Origin of the sequence: Cupriavidus sp. WGlv3, assembly GCF_023952475.1 — a bacterium.
Taxonomy (GTDB): Bacteria; Pseudomonadota; Gammaproteobacteria; order Burkholderiales; family Burkholderiaceae; genus Cupriavidus; species Cupriavidus phytorum.
Map to the genome: position 1 here is coordinate 1 of NZ_JALHRX010000081.1, position 1976 is coordinate 1976.

Consider the following 1976-nt stretch of genomic DNA (forward strand, 5'->3'; position numbering starts at 1 on the left):
GCTGTCGAGGGGTTTTGCACAATAAGAGCCTGGCGATGACCTACTTTCACACGGGAATCCGCACTATCATCGGCGCGGAGCTGTTTCACGGTCCTGTTCGGGATGGGAAGGGGTGGTTCCAGCTCGCTATGGTCACCAGGCATGAGGGGTTGTGGCGCTGTCGGGTAGGACAGCGTCACGAATCGGGATGTAGTTGGGGTTGTGCGTATTGTGCCAACCGAGGGGCACAGACACGATCACACACACCAGGTGAAACACACTGGTTATAGGATCAAGCCTTACGGGCAATTAGTACTGGTTAGCTTAACGCATTACTGCGCTTCCACACCCAGCCTATCAACGTCCTGGTCTCGAACGACCCTTCAAGGAGGTCAAGCCTCCAGGGAATCCTCATCTTCAGGCGAGTTTCCCGCTTAGATGCTTTCAGCGGTTATCTCTTCCGTACATAGCTACCCTGCGATGCCTCTGGCGAGACAACAGGTACACCAGCGGTACGTCCACTCCGGTCCTCTCGTACTAGGAGCAGCCCCCGTCAAGATTCCAACGCCCACGGCAGATAGGGACCAAACTGTCTCACGACGTTTTAAACCCAGCTCACGTACCTCTTTAAATGGCGAACAGCCATACCCTTGGGACCGGCTACAGCCCCAGGATGAGATGAGCCGACATCGAGGTGCCAAACACCGCCGTCGATATGAACTCTTGGGCGGTATCAGCCTGTTATCCCCAGAGTACCTTTTATCCGTTGAGCGATGGCCCTTCCATTCAGAACCACCGGATCACTATGTCCTGCTTTCGCACCTGCTCGACTTGTCGGTCTCGCAGTTAAGCACGCTTTTGCCATTGCACTTTAGGTACGATGTCCGACCGTACCAAGCGTACCTTCGAACTCCTCCGTTACACTTTGGGAGGAGACCGCCCCAGTCAAACTGCCTACCATGCACTGTCCCCGACCCGGATTCACGGGCCAAGGTTAGAACCTCAAACAAACCAGGGTGGTATTTCAAGGACGGCTCCACGTGAACTAGCGTCCACGCTTCAAAGCCTCCCACCTATCCTACACAGATCGGTTCAAAGTCCAATGCAAAGCTACAGTAAAGGTTCATGGGGTCTTTCCGTCTAGCCGCGGGGAGATTGCATCATCACAAACACTTCAACTTCGCTGAGTCTCGGGAGGAGACAGTGTGGCCATCGTTACGCCATTCGTGCAGGTCGGAACTTACCCGACAAGGAATTTCGCTACCTTAGGACCGTTATAGTTACGGCCGCCGTTTACCGGGACTTCAATCAAGAGCTTGCACCCCATCATTTAATCTTCCGGCACCGGGCAGGCGTCACACCCTATACGTCCACTTTCGTGTTTGCAGAGTGCTGTGTTTTTATTAAACAGTCGCAGCCACCATTTTATTGCAACCCCTTCACCCTTCTGGCGCAGGCCAGTCAAGCTACCAGGGCGTACCTTATCCCGAAGTTACGGTACCAATTTGCCGAGTTCCTTCTCCCGAGTTCTCTCAAGCGCCTTAGAATACTCATCTCGCCCACCTGTGTCGGTTTGCGGTACGGTCTCGTATGACTGAAGCTTAGAGGCTTTTCTTGGAACCACTTCCAATTGCTTCGCAGCACTAGGCCGCTCGCCCCGCATCCTTGAATCCCGCGCCCGGATTTGCCTGAGCGCCTTCTCCAATGCAGGGACCGGGACTTCCAACACCCGGACAACCTTCCGCGATCCGTCCCCCCATCGCATCATACGACGGTGCAGGAATATTAACCTGCTTCCCATCAGCTACGCATCTCTGCCTCGCCTTAGGGGCCGACTCACCCTACGCCGATGAACGTTGCGTAGGAAACCTTGGGCTTACGGCGAGGGGGCCTTTCACCCCCTTTATCGCTACTCATGTCAGCATTCGCACTTCTGATACCTCCAGCATCCTTTACAAGACACCTTCACAGGCTTACAGAACGCTCTCCTACCACGC

General features: G+C 54.7%; 2 rRNA genes. Both read right to left on the minus strand.

What is annotated here, in order from left to right:
* Nucleotides 1–27: 27 nt before the first annotated feature.
* Nucleotides 28–140, minus strand: a 5S ribosomal RNA gene (rrf, locus tag MKD38_RS30485).
* Nucleotides 141–267: 127 nt separating this feature from the next.
* Nucleotides 268–1976: ribosomal RNA gene (locus MKD38_RS30490) — 23S ribosomal RNA — on the minus strand; the annotation flags it as partial.